Consider the following 13,743-nt stretch of genomic DNA (forward strand, 5'->3'; position numbering starts at 1 on the left):
GAAAAAACCCGCCGTCTGAAAGGGGGAAACACGTAAAGCAAACATTTTGCATCATTTTTGAAAAACCCTTTGACAATTCTATGCAATACTGGCAGAATAATCGAGCTGTTGAAATACATGCGCCGTTACCTCAGCTGGATAGAGGGACTGACTACGAATCAGTACGTCGGGGGTTCGAATCCCTCACGGCGCACCACTTAAACACTCAGACGAACCTTCGGGTTCGTTTTTTGTTTTACGCTTCACGTCTTATACGATTTCCTGCCCCTATCGCGGAGACGGCATGCACCCTTTGAGCGCACCTCATCGTTCATGCACGTTCTGATCCGTACCCGAAATCCGAGCTATGCCACACGTGCATCACGCGTTGCAGCCAACTCGAAAAATCCCGCAGTAGTTTTTAGCATTTCTCCTTCGCCATCAGGCATATCGCAGAACCGCAACGCCGAGAGATCCGCTTCGACGAAGCCGTCGCAGCGGATCGTGCGTCCCCGGGGCTTGACCTTCGACATGGTTCAAGCTGTACCGTGGGGCAGGCTAAACCAGCTAGGGAACAGGAGGCTCATTATGAGAAAGCTGGGCAACGAGGGAACGCAGGGATACGAGACCGGGCTAAGCGGAGGCATCGACCGCCGCAACTTCTTGAAAGGTGCCGCGCTGTCCGCTCTCGGCGTAGCATCGGTCGGCGCGCTCGCCGCCTGCTCGCCGCAGGCTTCGCCTGACGACGCGGCCGTTTCGGACATCGCCGAGGAAGACGCACCGTTCGAAGCCGAGGAGACGGTAGACACCGACGTCGTCATCGTCGGCTGCGGTGCCGCCGGGTTCATGGCCGCACTGCGCGCATCGAAAGGCGGCGCCAGCGTCGTGGTGCTCGAAAAAGGCGACAACATGACCGCCCCGAACGGCATCTACGTGTCCGGCCCCTTCGCCGTCGGCACAGACGTGCTGAAAAATAAAGAAGGCGGCACCACGCTCACCGTGGACGATGCGTTCTACCACGTTATGGAGTACTCGCACTGGACGCCCAATCCCGCGCTCATGCGCCGCTGCCTGGAAACGTCGGCCGACGCCGTCGCGCAGCTCGAAGAGATCGGCTACACGTTCGAAGAGAAGAACTTCCGCTTCGAGACCCCGTTCATCGGCGAGAAGGGCGGCTTCCACGCCATCACGAACGCCTCCGAGGAGCGCGCGGCAATGTGGGAGCAGGCGCTGACAGACAATGGCATAGACGTGCGGTTCTCTACGGCGCTCGTATCGCTGGCTACGGATGACAACGGCACCGTCACCGGGGTAAACGCCGTGGAAAAGGGGAAGAAGAACATCGCCTTCAACGCTAAAGCCGTCATCCTTGCGGCAGGAGGCTACCTGGGCAACCGCGACCTGCAGGAACGATTCCTGCACACGCGCAAGCTCAATGTGGCGCGCGGGGGCGAATCCATCTGCACGGGAGACACCATCGTCGCTGCCGAAAAGGTAGGTGCAGCGTTGGAGAAGACGTTCGGATACTGCCCTTGCGAGTACGGTGGCACGCACGCAAACGCGTCCCGCCCCGCCAAGCAGGACAAGTTCGATCAGAACTACGCGTTCAAATTCGGCCTGTACGGCTGCCTGCTCGTAGACGCCGAAGGCAAGCGCTTCATCAACGAGGGGCTGCTGTGCGACTACCCGATGAGCTACGGTTCCGAGCAGATCCTCAAGAACTCCCCATGGTACGCCGTGGTCGACCAGGCCTACGTCGATGCAATGGCAACCGAAGGCCTGTACAACTACACCACCGCCAAGGGAGCAACCGAGGACACTTGGTTCATCGGGAACTACTTCAAGGACCGCTTCCTGGACAACCTGCCTGCCGACATCGAGGAGGGCATCGCCGAGGGCTGGTGCTTCAAAGCCGACACGCTCGAGGAGCTGGCAGAGCATTTCGGGCTGGACGAACTCCCCGAGACGGTGGAGCGCTACAACGGATACTGCGAAGCCGGCACCGACGGCGAGTTCGGAGCCAACCCGTGGTACCTCTCTCCCGTAGCTACCCCGCCCTTCTACGTCACGGAGAACGAACCCAGCGCATGGAGCACGTTCGGCGGCGTGCGCATCGACGACTGCTGCCGCGTGCTGTCCGCCGAGACGAACGACCCCATCCCCGGCCTGTACGCCGCCGGCACGGATGCGGGCAGCCTGTACTACTCGCCCTACTACGACATTCCCGGCTACTGCTACGGACTGTGCATCGATTCCGGCTACATCGCAGCCGAGGAGGCCGTAGCCTCGCTCAAGGCGTAAACAACCTTGCCGCCCGCCCGCTGCCCGCAGGCGGCCGGGCGGGCAGCGAGCCTTCCGCTTTCTACCTCACCGGCACGAACAGCGTCTCGATATCGCTTCCATTGCCGTCCAGATTCAGGAAAGACGGGAACAGGATCACGTTTCCCCGCAGCTCGTAGCCGTGATCGTCCAGGTAATCGAACAGATCCGAAAACGTCTCCTTTCGTACGCTTTCCTCCCTCGTCACGCAGCGCCGAAACCGTACGCACTTCCCCAGGCACAGATGCTCGACGTGGGCAAGGTCGGCTTCCTTCAACCGATGCCCCTCGCTCTCGGGCATCGCGATGATGTAGCTGGGGTCGATCGAATCCCCAGGCGCGTCGAAGTCGTCTTTGTCGATGATGCGCGCGCAGCTCGTGACGCTGAGCATATCGTAGAAAAGCGCGATCTCCCGTTCGCGATCGACCGCCACACCGAAGTCCAGGCCTGCCGACGCCCTCACATACAGCTGGTCAGGCGTATCCATCAAGGTGAAGTCGGATCGGCCTCCCCCGTCGATCAGCTCAAGGGCCCCTCCTATCTTCGCCAGCCGATAGCGCAGCAGGTCGGCTTCGTGGAGCAGCGCCTCCCTCTGATCCTCTAGCGAGCGCCTGAACTCTTCGGTGCCTTGCCTGGCATCGAGCATTGCCACAGCCCGCTCGACGGTGAATCCGTATTGGAGCAACACGCGGAACGCGTTCGAGCGAAACGCGTCTTCCGGCGAAAACACGCGGTAGCCGTTATCATCGCGAAGCGCAGACAGCAGGCCGTGTTTCTCGTAAAACCTGATCTTCGACGGCGGAAGCCCGGTCATCGCAGCAAATTCTTTGATGCGGTACATGGGAACCCTTTCCTCGCAGCAACCCCTTCCCTCGCGCACAGAATACCACAGAGAGGGCCAGGTGGAACCCCACCTTTCTGACTGCGCATGCCGTTGCCGCGCGGGAGTCCAGGCACATGCACGGCTCGCAATGCCAACCCAGTCCTCAGCGAAGCCCCCGCAAGACAAAGAGCCGACCCCGAAGCTGCCAGTTCGGGGTCGGCCTAAAAACGCCATGCGGTTATCCGCCGAGTGCGGTAGAACGGCGCGCCGCCCCGCCGCACTACGAAGTTCTAGCTTGCAAGGTATTCGTGCGCGTGGTTCGCCGCCGTGCGACCGGAGTTTACGTTGTTGCCGTTGCACGTGCCGCCAACGTTGATGGTGTAGATGTTGCGGTACAGCATGCAGCCGTCGGTGCCGACCGCGTACAAGCCGGCGATAGGCTCCTTGTTCTGATCCACCACCTGAGCATTGATGTCGCATTCGATTCCGCCAACCGACATCAGGAAGTACTGGTTGAGCTTGGCCATGTAGAACGGCGGCGTGGAGATGGGCACCATGGCCTCGGCCGGTTTTCCGAAATCGGCGTCAGCCCCCTTCTCGCACAGCTCGTTGTACCGATCGACGCTCGCCTGCAAGGCTGCGGCGTCCACGCCGAAGTACGCGGCCAGCTCGGCAACGGTATCGGCCTTGCACAGATCGTCTTCGGGATCGGTGTCTACGAACTCCAGCATATCGGGATCCCCCGCCAAGCCCGCCTCGAGGATGGCGCGATCGAACACCGAGTACATGGCGCGATGGGTCATGGCCGGCACGCACTGCATCTCGAAGTTGTCTTTTGCGAAGTCCTCGCAAATGAATCGCTCGCCGTCTTCGTTCACCCATAGCTGCGCCCCGCCGGTGCCGAACATTCCCGCGCCGCAGAACACCGAGGTGAACGTATCGGCCTTCCATGCAAAGGTATCCCCTCGCCCGCAAATGTTCGTGCTGTTGAACGTCGAGTTGTTCACAAAGCTGCGCGCACCCACGTCAAACGCCATTTTCAACCCGTCGCCGTTGTGGCCGGGCGTCCCGCCATAGACGATGTTGTCCCAGTTCCATCCGCGCTCTTCCATGAGCTCCTGGTTCTGCGCGAAACCGCCCGTCGCCAGGATGACGGCCTTCGCATTGATCCGCAGCGTGTTGCCGTCGGAGTCCTCGGCGAAAAGCCCGGCGACTTTCCCGTCTGACATGATCAGCTGCTTCGCGGAGGTCTCCAGGCGCACGTCGACGCCGAGCTCTTCGGCACGGGCCGTCATGTGCGGAACGTACCCGACGCTTGCCACATCGCCTTCGAACCAATGGAAGCAGCTCACGATGCCCGAACCCAGATAGTCGTCGACCATGCCCGAAAACTTCACGCCCTGCTCGATAAGCCATTCCACGTTGTCGCCCGATGCGTTTATGAACCGGTTCCACAAGGCGCCGTTCGTCACCATCTGGGCTTCTTCCATCTCCGTCTGGATGATTTCGACCGGCGTAACCTCGATGCCGGCCTCCTTCTGCAGCTGCGTGCCCACGGCGAAGATGCCCTCTACGCCGATGCCGTTTCCTCCCGTCGTGTTCGTCGCCTCGATCCCAACGACCCTATCTCCGTTGTTGGCGGCTTGCACGGCCGCAGCGAGACCCGACATGCCCAGGCCCACAACGACGATGTCGGCGTCGATGGTCTCGGCGATCTCGCCGGGCTCGTAGGTCGACGAGCCTTCATCGCTTCCTTTCGCAACGGGCTTATCCTCCGAACCGGCAGGACTGCACCCGGCAAGCCCCGCCACCCCCAAGGCGGCGCCCGCTGCCGTCAGCCCGAGAAAGCCCCTGCGCGACATATTCTTCTTTCCCATGTTGTTCCTCCCTCTTTGCTCTGTTTTCCTTCATCCTCGCGGCTTCGCAAAGGATCGCTTGGCCGATGAGGCTGCTTTCACCATGCGGCGACACGGAGGAAAAGTCATCGGAAGGATCGGGTGCGTTTCACAATCACCTGATACGGGTGAGGTTGTCGGCAGGAGTCGTGCGAGCCTAGGGGAAAGTTCTGAGATAATGGCGTCCTAGCATTGTTTCGCAACCGACCATGAATGGGCATAGGCAGGCTTATGGCAAAAGATCTCGGGTTCGAAAAAGGAATCTGCCTTCTTATCGGCATCGGGTCCTATTGGGCTTGGGCAAGCGTGTCCATGGTCACGGCATCTTTGTGGCAGACGGGATCCGCCGACCTGAGCCATACTTCGTGGCTCGTGAACGTGGCGGCGCATTGCGTCAGCCTGCTTGCCTTCGCCGCCCTCGATACGAAAGCCTCTTTCGGCTTCCACGGCAAAACGGCTGCCGTACTGTTTCCGGCGATCGTCGTCGGTGGGACCGTGCTTCTTTCCGCCGGTTACGCAAGCGGGTCTTTCGAGCCGTTGGTATTCGCCGGATCGATCGTGTCGGGCATCGGAACGGCAGGCATGCTGATGCTGTGGTGCGAACCCTATGCCCGCTTGAGCCAAGTCAGCGAACAGCGGCTTATCCTAGGCGGCTCGATAGTGGTGGGCATGCTCGTCTCGCTGCTCATCCCCAACCTTCCCGATCTTGCCGCCATAGGCGCAACGCTGTTGCTCCCCGTCGTCACATCGCTCTGCGTAATCCATATCAAGGATCTCGATTCGCCGAATCGCGCAGCCTCCCAACGATCCGACTCCGAAACGCCTGCCGCGCACGACGAAGATCAGCGTATCGGCATGGTTCCTTCGTTTCGCAAGATAGTGCGCCAGCAAGGCAAACGCAACGTCGCAAGCCTTTTCGCCTGCTGCTTCATTCTGGCTCTGCCTGCGGGGCTGTTTCAAAACCTGCACACCTACACGGAGGCGGGCGATGGCTCTTCGGCGTGGAATACCATTTTGTCATGCGTCTGCATGCTGGTCGTGGTAGCTATCTGCCTTGATTACTACTTCATGGAGAAGCGCGGCACCTATGTGTTCTCGCGGTTGGTCATACCCCTTATCGCGGGGGGATTGCTCGTCATTCCGTCGTTTACCGTCGGCGGAAACGCCGCCTTCCCGGGCTTCGAATCGTGGGCGGGCGTGCTCACGCTTACGGGATACCACCTGTTTCTCGCCTACACCTACACCGAATTCGGCTTGATGGCATCGGAGGCGCAGGTGCCAGCGCGCCGCGTATTCGCATGGGGAACGAGCGCCATCGACATAGGGCTCATCGCGGGCACTGCGCTGGTGTCGGCCGTCCAGTATTTGTCGGGCGCGTGGGCGATGGGCATCGTCTTCGGCGTCGTCTACCTGCTGCTGCTCGTCGGCATCCTGCTTTTCCCGAAGGTGTTCGAGAGCGTAGAGAACCGGGAGCGCGACAAAGCGGCGGCGCTGAGGCTGCAAAGGGAGGTCGGCAGAAGCGGAACGTCGGGTAACGATCCCTTGTTCGACATGGGCGCGCGCTGCGACGCTGTCGCAAAGCTTTACGGGCTCTCCGCACGCGAGAAGGACGTACTGGCGTACCTCTTGATGGGGCGCACGCTGCAATCCATCGGCAACGAGACGTTCCTGTCGTACAACACGGTAAAAACCCACGTCAGCCACATCTACCAGAAAACGGGCGTGCACTCGCGCGACGAACTCATCGATCTGCTCGACGAGAGAGAGTAAAGCGGGCCGCAGACAGCTGAATTGCATGAGCACCGCATACGGGCACAAGAAACATCTTGTGTGTCGGAGAACAGAGCGGAACGCACGCTATCCGAGTACGAAACCCCGAAAGACTTGTAAGAAGATCGGCAAAGGAGTCGCCTAGAAGGCCCGAGAGCCGAAGCGTCCTTGCACACCTCGGAATAGCGCGATCCCCAGGAGAGCAAGAACCCACAGCCCCGCCTTCGCCAACAACGACCTCAGCAAAGCGGCGGCTCCCGACAACCTCGTCGGGAGCCGCCGCTCGCCTAGCCCCGAACTCGCCCTACTCCTGGCGCAACGCCACGACGGGATGCAGCTGCGACGCCCGATGCGCAGGAAAGATGCCGAACACGAGGCCGATGACCATGCTCGCACCCGCGGCAACGCAGACGACGGTCGGCGAAACGACGCAGGGGATGCCCGCGTACTCGGCCGCAGCGCAGAGCGCCATCCCAAGCAAGATGCCGAGCGCACCCCCGAGCAGACTCAGCACGAGCGCCTCGACGAGGAACTGGATCAGGATGTCGCCGCGCCGTGCGCCGAGCGCCTTCTTGATGCCGATTTCGCGAACGCGCTCCGCAACCGATACGAGCATGACGTTCATGACCCCGATGCCCGCAACCAGAAGCGAGATGCTCGCAATGCCGGCAAGAAGGAGCGTCATCGTCTCGTTCACCGTTCCCCCGGCGCCGAGTAGCTCGTCTTGGGTGTTCACGGAAAACATGGCTGGGGATATGCCCTTCTCGTTTTCGAGGTAATCCGAAACGGAGCCTTTAGCAAGTTGCACGGCATCGTCGCCCGCCGCCCGCACATAGAGCGTTTCTATCTTCCCGTCAGACCCCAACGTTCCGGCCGATTGATGCGGCACGAGCACGAGACCCTCGGTGTTGAGACCCATCGATTCGCCCTTTTCCTCGAGCACCCCCACAACGGTGAACTCATCGCCCGCAAGCTTGATGGTACGCCCGAGGGCATCGGTCGTTCCGAAAAGATCGCGGGCGACGGCACCGCCGATTACGCACACCTTCGATTTGTTCTCCCGATCGACCGACGAAAGGTTGCGGCCCGCAGCAAGCTTGAGGTTTCGAACGTCGAGGTAATGCTCGTCGGAGGCCTCGACCGCTGCGCGGTTCGACTTCTCGGTGCCGGCGCTTACAGAAGCGTTCAGATGCTTCGACGGCACTGCATCCGCCACGCCGGAGAGTGCCCGCACGTCGTCCATGTCGTCGTATCCGAGCGACCCTTCGAACAGGTACGCCGAGATGATATCGCCGCCGAGCGCCTTCATCTGTTCGGCAACCTGCCGGTTCGATCCGTCGCTCATACCCACCAGCACGATGACCGACGAGATACCGATCACCAGCCCGAGCATCGTAAGCACCGTGCGCAGCTTGTTGCGGGCCACGTTCCTGGTGGCATCTTTGCCTATCTGCAGCCACTTCATACGCGAACCGCCTCCTCGAAAAGCATGCCGTCGGCTATCGTCACCACGCGGCCCGCCTCGCGGGCAAGCTCGGGGTTGTGCGTAATGAATACGATCGTTTGACCCAGTTCGTTGAGCGTTTTGAGCATCGCCATGATCTCGGCGCTCGTCTTGGAATCGAGCGATCCCGTCGGTTCGTCGGCAAGGAGGATATCGGGCGAGCCGACCAAGGCGCGCGCGATGGCCACGCGCTGCTGCTGGCCTCCCGACAGCTGGGAGGGCAAATGCTTTTCGCGTCCCCCGAGTCCGAGACGGGCAAGCATGTCGCGGGCAATCTTGTCGGCTTGACGGGCGCGCATGCCCCGGTAGATGAGCGGCACGCGCACGTTCTCTTCGGCACTCATCGATTTGAGCAGGTTGAAGTTCTGGAACACGAAGCCGATCTTGCGGTTACGCAAAGCGGCCAGACGGTTGTCGGACATGTGCGAGACGTCTTCGCCGCCGAGAAGGTAGGTTCCCTCGTCGGGCGTATCGAGCAATCCGATGATGTTCATGAGCGTCGATTTGCCCGATCCCGAGGGACCCACGATGGCAACGAATTCACCGCGCCGGACCGAGAAGTCGACGGCATCGAGCGCACGGATTTCATCATCGCCCATACGGTACAGCTTGGATAAACGGGTTATGGAGATCATGGCGCACCTCAGCCCTCAGCGGCACGGGACACGAAGCTGATACCGCCTCCGTCGATCGCCTCCGACGGCGCGGTCTCGTTCACAACCACTTTATCGCCTTCGCTCAGATCGCCGACAACCTCGACCTTCGTTCCGTCGGACAGGCCCGTTTCCACCTCAACAGGTTCGAGCGAACCGTCGACATGCTGCACAAGCACGAAGTGGGTGCCGTCACCCCCGTCGTTTACGGCGCTCACGGGCACCGTGAGAACATCGTTCACCTCGCCCACCTTGATGCTCACGTTCGCCGACATGCCGATGAGCATGCTTCCGTCGTTGGGAATCTCGACGGTCACCTTGTACTTCGAGCCGGTCGCCTCGTAGGTGCCCACTTCGTTGATTTTCACGACCGTGCCCGCATGCACCGCCTCATCTTGAGCACCCAACTTCACTTCCACGTTCTGACCCACAGAAAGATCGGCGATCTCGGCTTCAGGCACCGCAAGCTCAACATGCATCGAATCAACCCGGGCGACTTCCACGTAGTGCTCTTCGGTCAGCTCGTCATACTCGTCTTCGGGAAGGCTCTTCCCCAATACAACCAGATCGTACGGTGCAACAAGCGGATCGCCATACGTGTATTCGACCAGAGGCGTACCGGCGGGAATGCGCTCGTTGAGCGGCACCTCTGACGATCTGAAGTAGCGCCATTTCGCCATTTCGAGCTTTTCGGTGTCGGCGGGCTTCACCTCGCCCGGGCCGGTAACCAGCTTTTCGATCGGGCCCTTCTCTACCCGTGCCGTTGGCATTTTCGGAGCCTCGACATCATCCGATGCCGCAGCGTCCTGCCCCACCAGCACGTACGCAATTCCACCCAAAGCGGCAACGAGCAGCGCTACGACAAGCACTTTCCCAATAGTTTTCACCATATTCGATCTCTCTTTCTACCACGTTCGCTTCTTCTCGGCTTGCGCCTGAGGCTATTCGGCAGACTCATCGTCCGGCACCGGTCCGGCTCCATCGCTTGGAGTCTGGGTTATCGTAGGAGCCTCGCCGCTCGAGGGGTCTCCGTAGATGTACTCGCCCGGAGTTTCAGTCGGAACGCCGGAATCAAGTACGTTTTGCTCATCTCCCTGCGCGCTGAGATTCTTGACCAGCACGAGCCCTGCGCCTAAAACGAGCAGCACGGCCAACACGATGACGAGATTCCTGAACGCTTTGCTTTTTGCATACATCGATTACTCCTTCTCTCGGTTTCGACGCTTCCGCATACTAGACAAACCAACCTTAAGGAAACGTGAAACGGAGGCGCTCCTCCCATGGAGATATCTCCATGCCCGTTTAACCTTCGCTTAACGAAGCGGATGGTAGAATGAGCTCGAAGAAGGTGTGTGCATGAAGATTCTCATCGTCGAAGACGACCGCAACCTGTCGCATGCGATCAAGCGATGTCTCGCATCCTCCTACGTTTCGGACCAGGCGTTCGATGGAGCAGAGGGCTACTTCCTTGCGAGCAAAGGCGTATACGACCTGATCATCCTCGACTTGATGCTGCCTGAAATGGACGGCTACACCGTGCTCGAGCGCCTTCGCGAGAACGGCGTGTTCACGCCCGTGCTCATCCTCACAGCGAAAGGCACGCTCGCCGATAAAGCCCACGGGTTCAGATCAGGCGGTGACGATTACCTCGTGAAGCCGTTCCACCGAGACGAGCTGCTCATGCGCATCGAAGCGATCTTGCGCCGGACGATGGGACTGTACGAAACGAAAGATCTTGTGTTCAAAGAGCTTGTCATCTCGCGATCGCGCCGAACCGTCGAAATAGCCGGGAAGCCGCTCGACCTCAAGGGCAAGCAGTTCGACGCGCTCGAATACCTGGTGAGCAACCGAGACCGGCTCGTCTCGAAAACGCAGCTGTTCGATCGCGTGTGGGGGTTTCTCTCCGACACCTCCTCGAACGTGGTCGCCGTGTACATGAGCGGCATCCGCAAGCAGCTGAAGCCTTTCGGCTACGACATCTACCTCAAGACGATCCGCGGGGTCGGCTACCTGTTTACGGAAAAGGACGTGCATGATGCAGAGGATACGAACCAAATCCACGTTGCCGACGGCGATTGAGGGCGATCGCCTCAGGCGCGAATCGATACGCTACACCGCCCTGTTCTTCGTCGTGTTCGGGCTCATATTCGCCTTACTCGGCGTATTCGTGTACCAAACGGTGAGCAGCAATATCTTCCAAGCGGTTGACGAGCAGCTTTCCGTTTCCAGCTTAGATGGCCCCGTCAATATATCCTCGTCCACCTACGCGATTGGCGCGCCGGATGCCGAAGCGGTGACGGGAGACGAGTCCACCGCAAGCAACATCTCACTGAGCGAAAGCATCAGCGCCACCATCGAAAGCAACCCCCAAACCATCTTTCTCACCCGCTCGAGCGACGGCACGCCCAACGATACGTACGGCATCTACGCCTCGTACCCCGAGTTTATCGAGAATCTGCCCTTCGATTCCAACGTGCTGAACACGCCGTATCTCGTCGAGCAGGACGGCCATCACTACCGCGCCATCAACTATCAGCTCGAAGGCGGCGAAAGCGGTGCTTCCTACATGCAGGCCATCGCAAACGTCGATTCCGAAATCGCAATTCTCGACCAGTTCATCGCCATGCTCGTTGCCGGCCTCGTTGTTGCGCTCGCTATCTCCGCCGGCGCAAGCTATCTGCTGTCGCGCATGACGCTGCGGCCCATCGCGGACGCCTGGGCGAAGCAGACAGAATTCGTGCAGAACGCCTCACACGAGCTGCGCACCCCGCTCACCGTCATCCGCACCACCCAGGAGCTGCTGCTCGACGACCCTCATGCGCGCATCGTCGATAAGTTCGAGGACATAACCCTGACGATCGAAGAGGCCGAGCGGCTCTCTCGGCTCACCGAGAGCCTACTGGTGCTTACCGCAACTGATGCGGGGCACCTTGATCTGGAGACGAGCAATGTCGACCTGCGCGAGCTCTGCACCGAGATCGTCTCGGCATACGGAGACATCGCGCTCATGCAGGAAAAAACGCTTGCGCTCGACGAGTGCGGCGATGCGACGGTGCGCGGCGATCGCGACAAGCTTCGGCAGCTGCTCGCCATCCTGCTCGACAACGCGCTCAAGTACACGGGCGAAGGCGATGCCGTGCGTCTGAGCGTCGCATCGCAGGGATCCGAGGCGGTCGTTACCGTGAAGGATACGGGCATCGGCATCGACGAGGGCGACCTCGAGCGCGTGTTCGACCGTTTCTACCGTGCCGATACGGCCAGGTCGCGCGAGACGGGAGGCTCCGGGCTCGGTCTTCCCATAGCCAAGGGAATCGCCGAAGCGCACGGCGGCACCATCCGCCTGGAGAACGTCGAGCCGAGGGGAATCGCCGCCGTCGTGAGGCTGCCGAACAAAAAAAGAGGTTGATATCCCCCGAAGAGCACGGCACGTACCGGCATGAAGCGGGGCGAAACGCTGCGCTGCGCTTCGCCCCGCCTTATCTTCGTGAAACTTCGTTGCCTACAGGCCCGAGATGTTGTCCTGCACGAGTTCGAAGCGCTCGCTTCCCGGCCCCCTGAAAAACGCGATGCGCATGTTCAGGCCCTTTGCGCTGCAGGTCTCGAACACCTCGCCTTCCAGGTCGCACGGGCGGTCGAAATCGAGCGACGGATCGAACGGCCCCGCTTCCATCTCAATGCCGTGCTCCAACAGATGGGCCACTGCCGCATCCATATCGGGAACGCGGAATGCCAGGTGGTTGAGCGAAACAGCAGCCGCTTCGAGGGGTGTTTTATCCTCCTGCTCCAAAAGCTCCACCACCGTGCCGCCGGGATGGCGCATCCACGCCATCTTCAGCGGCTTATCGCCCTCCATCGCAAGCGACTCGAATAGCAGCTCGAATCCCAGAACATCGGCATAAAACGCGATAGACGCTTCGATGTCTCTGCAGTATATGCCCGAATGCTGCGTGCTCAATTCCATGAAAGCCCACCTTCTTACGCGCGGTACAGGGCGATCGTCCCGACGTTCAGGTCTTTCTCGACCGTCGAGATGAAATCAGAAACGGTGCGGAGCAGGTATCCTTCCGCTTCGACCGTGATGCTGTAGTCGGCCGGCTCGATCTGGCGGAACCAGAAATCCCCGAAGTCGTCGGATTCGGTTTCCCTCGTCTGCCCGGTCGCAAGATCGGTGAGGATGACCTTGGCGCCGATGATGACCTCTTCCTCCTCGAGATCGGCGATCTCGCCGCCGATGAAGCGCTTGGGAAGGTTCAGGTAGTACACGCTGGGGCCCGTACCGAATTCGGGGTGGAGCTTCTCGGCGGCATCGAGCTCGCCGACGAAGTCCTCGATATCGCCGAACCGCAGCGCGTCATGGGCGCACGCCTCGACGCAGCGCGGCACCGCCCAGCCGTCATCGAGCAAGTGAGCGCAACCGGTGCATTTCTGCGGGATGTCGAGCTCCTCGTTCCAGAACACCTTGTGATACGGGCACGCCTCTACGATGGCCCTCTGGCCCTTCGCCTTCACGGGATCGATGACGACCAGTCCGTCATCGCGGCGGTACACGGCGCCGTCCTTGGCCGCAGCCATGCACGGTGCGTTTTCGCAATGCTGGCACATGATGGGCGTATAGGCGACGGTAACCTTCGGAACCTGGCCGCGCTCCTTCTCCTCGACGTTGAGCCATTGCTGGCCCACATCGGGCTGCGGCGCCGCATAGGGCATCCAATCGTTATCGCAATGCTCGTCCTTGCAAACCAGCTGGCAGCTGCGGCAGCCAACGCACTTGGCTACATCGATGACAAAGGTCTTCATAGG

At 60.5% G+C, this 13,743-nt stretch carries 13 protein-coding genes and 1 tRNA gene; 5 read left to right on the top strand and 9 right to left on the bottom strand.

What is annotated here, in order from left to right; translation table 11 throughout:
- Window positions 1-119: 119 nt before the first annotated feature.
- Window positions 120-196: transfer RNA gene (locus tag C1722_RS11600), tRNA-Arg, on the top strand.
- A 148-nt stretch (window positions 197-344) separates the two neighbouring features.
- On the opposite strand, the gene C1722_RS17000 is transcribed toward C1722_RS11600, so the two are convergent.
- Window positions 345-512 carry a hypothetical protein gene (locus tag C1722_RS17000; RefSeq protein ID WP_180995176.1) on the bottom strand — a complete coding sequence of 56 codons (168 nt, stop codon included), beginning with the start codon at window positions 510-512 and terminating at the stop codon, window positions 345-347.
- Between the two features lie 55 nt (window positions 513-567).
- On the opposite strand from C1722_RS17000, the gene C1722_RS11605 reads away from it, so the two are divergent.
- Window positions 568-2,280: an FAD-dependent oxidoreductase gene (locus tag C1722_RS11605; protein WP_180995177.1), complete on the top strand. Its 1,713-nt coding sequence runs from the start codon at window positions 568-570 to the stop codon at window positions 2,278-2,280.
- A 61-nt stretch (window positions 2,281-2,341) separates the two neighbouring features.
- On the opposite strand, the gene C1722_RS11610 is transcribed toward C1722_RS11605, so the two are convergent.
- Both C1722_RS11610 and C1722_RS11615 read right to left on the bottom strand, forming a co-directional pair.
- The gene (locus tag C1722_RS11610; RefSeq protein WP_102379378.1) at window positions 2,342-3,139 is read right to left on the bottom strand and encodes a MerR family transcriptional regulator; all 798 of its coding nucleotides are present in this window, start codon (window positions 3,137-3,139) and stop codon (window positions 2,342-2,344) included.
- A 272-nt stretch (window positions 3,140-3,411) separates the two neighbouring features.
- Window positions 3,412-4,998: an FAD-dependent oxidoreductase gene (locus tag C1722_RS11615; protein WP_102379379.1), complete on the bottom strand. Its 1,587-nt coding sequence runs from the start codon at window positions 4,996-4,998 to the stop codon at window positions 3,412-3,414.
- 249 nt (window positions 4,999-5,247) lie between these two features.
- Between C1722_RS11615 and C1722_RS11620 the strand changes: the two genes are divergently transcribed.
- Window positions 5,248-6,786 carry a helix-turn-helix transcriptional regulator gene (locus C1722_RS11620; protein WP_180995178.1) on the top strand — a complete coding sequence of 513 codons (1,539 nt, stop codon included), beginning with the start codon at window positions 5,248-5,250 and terminating at the stop codon, window positions 6,784-6,786.
- 304 nt (window positions 6,787-7,090) lie between these two features.
- On the opposite strand, the gene C1722_RS11625 is transcribed toward C1722_RS11620, so the two are convergent.
- Genes C1722_RS11625 through C1722_RS11640 form a run of 4 tightly spaced genes read right to left on the bottom strand, consistent with a single transcriptional unit; the run spans window position 7,091 to window position 10,139 of the window.
- Entirely contained in the window at window positions 7,091-8,251 is a 1,161-nt protein-coding gene (locus C1722_RS11625; RefSeq protein WP_102379381.1) for an ABC transporter permease, read from the bottom strand.
- Window positions 8,248-8,925, bottom strand: coding sequence for an ABC transporter ATP-binding protein (locus C1722_RS11630; protein ID WP_102379382.1), 678 nt, complete (start codon window positions 8,923-8,925; stop codon window positions 8,248-8,250). The genes C1722_RS11625 and C1722_RS11630 overlap by 4 nt, the downstream gene beginning before the upstream one ends.
- An 8-nt stretch (window positions 8,926-8,933) precedes the next feature.
- Window positions 8,934-9,833: an efflux RND transporter periplasmic adaptor subunit gene (locus tag C1722_RS11635; RefSeq protein WP_102379383.1), complete on the bottom strand. Its 900-nt coding sequence runs from the start codon at window positions 9,831-9,833 to the stop codon at window positions 8,934-8,936.
- Between the two features lie 51 nt (window positions 9,834-9,884).
- Window positions 9,885-10,139, bottom strand: a complete 255-nt coding sequence (locus C1722_RS11640) for a hypothetical protein (protein ID WP_102379384.1) — start codon at window positions 10,137-10,139, stop codon at window positions 9,885-9,887.
- Window positions 10,140-10,299: 160 nt separating this feature from the next.
- Between C1722_RS11640 and C1722_RS11645 the strand changes: the two genes are divergently transcribed.
- On the top strand, window positions 10,300-11,022 hold the full coding sequence (locus C1722_RS11645; RefSeq protein ID WP_102379385.1) for a response regulator transcription factor: 723 nt from the start codon (window positions 10,300-10,302) through the stop codon (window positions 11,020-11,022).
- A complete protein-coding gene (locus tag C1722_RS11650) occupies window positions 10,976-12,349 on the top strand; it encodes a sensor histidine kinase (RefSeq protein ID WP_102379386.1) in 1,374 nt (457 codons plus the stop codon). Before C1722_RS11645 ends, C1722_RS11650 begins: the two co-directional genes overlap by 47 nt.
- Window positions 12,350-12,442: 93 nt before the next feature.
- On the opposite strand, the gene C1722_RS11655 is transcribed toward C1722_RS11650, so the two are convergent.
- Window positions 12,443-12,904, bottom strand: a complete 462-nt coding sequence (locus C1722_RS11655) for a VOC family protein (RefSeq protein WP_102379387.1) — start codon at window positions 12,902-12,904, stop codon at window positions 12,443-12,445.
- 14 nt (window positions 12,905-12,918) lie between these two features.
- Window positions 12,919-13,740 carry a 4Fe-4S dicluster domain-containing protein gene (locus C1722_RS11660; RefSeq protein ID WP_102379388.1) on the bottom strand — a complete coding sequence of 274 codons (822 nt, stop codon included), beginning with the start codon at window positions 13,738-13,740 and terminating at the stop codon, window positions 12,919-12,921.
- Window positions 13,741-13,743 lie beyond the last annotated feature (3 nt).

Origin of the sequence: Raoultibacter timonensis (genome assembly GCF_900240215.1) — a bacterium.
Taxonomy (GTDB): Bacteria; Actinomycetota; Coriobacteriia; order Coriobacteriales; family Eggerthellaceae; genus Raoultibacter; species Raoultibacter timonensis.